6 protein-coding genes are annotated in these 4,298 nt (G+C 35.2%); 4 read left to right on the forward strand and 2 right to left on the reverse strand.

Annotation, left to right across the window (positions count from 1 at the left end):
* The 3 genes from ACXVWB_RS11070 to crcB form a co-directional block, all read left to right on the forward strand.
* A partial coding sequence (locus tag ACXVWB_RS11070) for an EF-Tu C-terminal domain-related protein (RefSeq protein WP_077495063.1) occupies positions 1–102 on the forward strand: 102 nt, incomplete at its 5' end.
* Between the two features lie 157 nt (positions 103–259).
* The gene (locus ACXVWB_RS11075; RefSeq protein ID WP_128787947.1) at positions 260–1,078 is read left to right on the forward strand and encodes a Cof-type HAD-IIB family hydrolase; all 819 of its coding nucleotides are present in this window, start codon (positions 260–262) and stop codon (positions 1,076–1,078) included.
* Complete coding sequence (gene crcB / locus ACXVWB_RS11080; RefSeq protein ID WP_049369600.1) at positions 1,079–1,474, forward strand: fluoride efflux transporter CrcB; 396 nt, start codon at positions 1,079–1,081, stop codon at positions 1,472–1,474.
* On the opposite strand, the gene recX is transcribed toward crcB, so the two are convergent.
* Together recX and recA are read right to left on the reverse strand one after the other, a co-directional pair.
* Positions 1,449–1,901: a recombination regulator RecX gene (gene recX / locus ACXVWB_RS11085; protein WP_128787948.1), complete on the reverse strand. Its 453-nt coding sequence runs from the start codon at positions 1,899–1,901 to the stop codon at positions 1,449–1,451. The genes crcB and recX overlap by 26 nt on opposite strands.
* Before the next feature lie 67 nt (positions 1,902–1,968).
* Positions 1,969–3,024 (reverse strand): recombinase RecA, encoded by a 1,056-nt coding sequence (recA, locus tag ACXVWB_RS11090; protein ID WP_014064545.1) that lies wholly within the window; start codon positions 3,022–3,024, stop codon positions 1,969–1,971.
* Positions 3,025–3,495: 471 nt separating this feature from the next.
* Here recA and ACXVWB_RS11095 point away from each other — a divergent pair, with 471 nt between their 5' ends.
* Positions 3,496–4,164: a TfoX/Sxy family DNA transformation protein gene (locus ACXVWB_RS11095; RefSeq protein ID WP_128787950.1), complete on the forward strand. Its 669-nt coding sequence runs from the start codon at positions 3,496–3,498 to the stop codon at positions 4,162–4,164.
* The last annotated feature ends 134 nt before the right edge of the window (positions 4,165–4,298 follow it).

Genomic DNA, 4,298 nt, shown 5'->3' on the forward strand with positions numbered 1-4,298 from the left:
AGCTTAATCCACCCAATCGCGATGGACCAAGGTTTACGTTTCGCAATCCGTGAAGGTGGCCGTACAGTAGGTGCTGGTGTTGTTGCGAAAATCATCAAATAATTGATGTATTAACTGTAACAAGTTAGATTAAGAAGGCGTATCGAAAGATGCGCCTTTTTGTTTTTTATCAATGAATGTCATTTTTATGATAGAAAGTGCGGTCAAAAATCGAGTTGTTTTGGTATGATACAGATTAATTTTTTATACGGGTGTTTTTATGCAACAACTTCCATTTAAAGCCGTTGTTTCTGATCTTGACGGTACATTACTCAATACCAATCATGTAATTGGTGATTTCACAATTGAGATATTAAATAAATTAGAACAAAAAGGTGTTGATATTATTTTAGCGACAGGCCGTAATCACACGGATGTTTCTTCTATTTTAGGTAAGATTGGAGCGGAGCATGCTGTAATGATCACTTCCAATGGCGCGAGAGTACGCGACCTAAAAGGTAACCTTATTTATAGCAATAGCCTTCCAGAAGAAATCGTACTTGAGTTGTATAAAATCCCTTTTGATCGTACCAAGATTTGTATCAATACTTATCAAGATGATGGTTGGTTTATCAATATAGATGTGCCTGAATTAGCAAAATATCACAAGGATTCAGGTTTCATGTATGAGGTGGTTGATTTCACAAAACATCATGGAAGAGGAACTGAAAAAGTATTTTTTATTGCTCGTGACCCGAAAGATCTTGTGGAGCTGGAAGATTATCTTAGAACGCATTTTGGTGATAAAGCGACGATTGTTTATTCCGCTGTGACTTGCTTAGAGGTCATGAATAAAAATGTATCTAAAGGTGATGCATTAGCTCATCTATTAGAAAATAGAAATTATGGATTAAAAGATTGTATTGCTTTTGGTGATGGTCAGAATGATGTTGAAATGCTTTCTTTGGCTGGTAAAGGTTATGTGATGGCAAATGCTGATCCTCGTCTGAAAGAAGCTTGCCCTGAATTGGAAGAGATCGGGTTTAATAAGGACGAAGCAGTGGCCAAACATTTAGCTGCACTTTTTGGTATTAAATAGATGTTTCAGTCAATTTTTCTGGTTAGTGCAGGTGCAGCGATCGGAGCCTCTTTACGCTGGGGATTAGGTCTATGGCTTAATTCCCTGTTTAGTTCACTTGCATTTGGCACACTTGTGGCGAACTTTATTGGCTGCTTTTTGATGGGGATTTTACTAGCAGCTTTTTGGACCTTCCCTCAATTTAGTCCTGAATGGCGATTATTCTTAGTGACGGGATTTCTTGGTGCACTCACCACCTTTTCTTCTTTTTCAGGTGAAGTAATAGAGCTCTTTTTTAAAGAAGAATGGGGAAATGGATTGTTCGTTTTAGTGAGTCATTTAGTTGGTTGTTTAATCTTTACAGTATTAGGGATTTATTTCTTTAGGCTCATCAGTCTTCTATTCCATTTCCGATAAAATCGCTAAATTCTTCAGAATAAAATCCATGAGAGAGCATATACTGCCAAATTTTTTGTTTGGTTTTAATTGGTTGAGGTTCTGCATAATTAGGAAACTTTTTACGTAAAATCTTTTTTGCAATTTCAGTCCAATTAATTTCACTTTCTACAAGAACTTCATTTATTACATCTGAAGATACACCTTTTAGTTGACGTAATTCTTGTTTGATACGATTTGCACCATACCCACGTTGCGAACGTGCGTATAAATAATTTTCAGCAAATCGCTTATCATTTTGCCAGTTTTTTTTCTGGCAGTGCGCTATCGTTTCATCGATCTCATCTTCCGTAAATGCTTTTTCTTGCATTTTATTGCGTAGCTCAAATTCGCTATATTCACGTCGAGCAAGTAAATTAATAACATAGCTCAAAGCAAGAGAAGACATAGAAATTCCTTGTAAGAGAAATACAGTTGAAATAGAAAGGCGATCAATTTGACCGCACTTTTAGTGATTAGAAATCGCTTTCTGCGTCATCATTAGATTGTTCAATATCAGCCATTAATGCTTGTTCAGGATTAGCGACCAATTCAGCGCGAAGCTTCGCTTCAAGTTCGTCTGATTTCGCAGGATTTTCATGTAACCATTTCATTGCATTAGCTTTACCTTGACCAATTTTTTCACCGTTATATGCATACCACGCACCGGATTTCTCAACAAGTTTATGTTTAACACCAAGTTCAATTAATTCGCCTGCTTTAGAGATACCTTCTCCATAAAGAATTTGGAAATCTACTTGGCGGAAAGGTGCGGCTAATTTGTTTTTAACTACTTTAACACGAGTTTCGTTACCAATGACCTCATCTCCATCTTTAACTGAACCAGTACGACGAATATCTAAACGAACAGAAGAGTAGAATTTTAGCGCGTTACCACCAGTTGTGGTTTCTGGGTTACCAAACATCACACCAATTTTCATACGAATTTGATTAATGAAGATAACAAGACAGTTTGCATTTTTGATTTGACCAGTTAATTTACGTAGTGCTTGAGACATCAGACGTGCTTGTAAACCCATGTGTGAATCACCCATTTCACCTTCAATTTCAGCTTTCGGGGTAAGTGCAGCAACCGAGTCCACAATAACGACATCTACTGCTCCAGAGCGCACTAAGGCATCACAAATTTCAAGTGCTTGTTCACCATTGTCGGGTTGGGAAACTAAAAGTTCTTTCACATCAACACCAAGTTTTGCTGCATAAATAGGATCAAGAGCATGTTCCGCGTCGATAAATGCACAAGTTTTGCCTACTTTTTGTGCTTGAGCGATAACAGATAAAGTTAAGGTTGTTTTACCAGAAGATTCAGGTCCAAAAATTTCAACAATACGACCCATTGGTAACCCACCAATACCAAGAGCGACATCAAGACCTAAAGAACCTGTTGAAACAGATTCTACATCAAGGGCTTGAGTATCGCCCAATTTCATAATTGAGCCCTTACCGAATTGCTTTTCAATTTGACCAAGTGCTGCAGCGAGCGCTTTTTGTTTTTCTTCTTGAGTTGCCATATAAAACCTTCTTGAATAGAGTTATCTAAATTTGGTTAGATTATATCTGTATTGATGTACAGTATCAAGAGAAAATTTTTTCCTTACTGAAAAAATGTGAACTAGATTCCAACTTTTAGAAATCGTTTATTTAAAATCAATTTGTTAAGTATATAAGTTTGGACTAATGTGATAGTCATGACCATATCAAAAATACTTATCATAAATATAGCGTTTATGATAATTACTTATAAGAATAATTTTAGTTATTATTGGTTGTTATTTGAGAATTTTCAATGGGTTTAAGTATCTAATTATAAAATTATTTTTCATTATCTAATTGCCTATTTGAAAATAAATTTTATATTTGCGATCTATCTCACAAAATTGAAAATTTCTATTCGTTACACTTAATTGATTATGGTATAACTATTCTATAGAAGTACTTCTTAGTTATAGATAAATAAACTTTACTCTAAGGGGAGCTTTAAAATGAAAATCTTACCGATACCTAATGATAATATTACCAAAGTATGTGATCTGCTAAATCAACTTATTGGCGATGTGACAAGTAAGAATCTATTTACGGGATATGGCTTGTTTCATAAACAAAAAGATATGTTTGCTGTTTGGGTAAACAATAAAGTTTACTTGCGAGCTAAGGATGAGCTTTCAATAAAATTAAAAGGACTTGGATGTAAATCTTTTACAACAAATGAACTCAATAAGCGTTTTGTATTATCTGATTATTATGCTTTAACCGAAAGTATCTTGAAGGACAACGTTCTAATGAGAACTTTGATTATTCTTTCAATTACTCAAATAAGGAAGGAAAAACTCGATCTTGCGCTATCTAAGATTGGACGAATCAGGGACTTGCCAAATTTATCGATAAAGTATGAACGGGCATTAAACAAAGTAGGGGTTGATAATGTTGATACTTTACGAAAAATTGGTGCTGAAAATGCGATTGTTCGTTTGAAGAAAGCGGATATTAGTGCAAGTGAAGCTTTTTATTGGCGACTTCGTGGAGCTTTGGAAAATCGTAATTGTGAGTTTTACACTGAAAAAGAGAAGGAAAGAGGGCTTAGTAAACTTAATGAAATACTCTCCGCAAATGGATTTAGACGTTGTAAACGAGCATCCAAAAAGGTTAGTTAGAGAGTATTACGCAAATGACTTCATGCCTAAAAAATAATCGGTTAATGAATTTTTTGTAAAAAAGCACTTGCAAAGAATTCTGAAATATCTATAATACGCCCCACACAACGACGCACTGTTGTGAAACGTAATAA

This window comes from Haemophilus sp. SZY H53 (assembly GCF_054332375.1).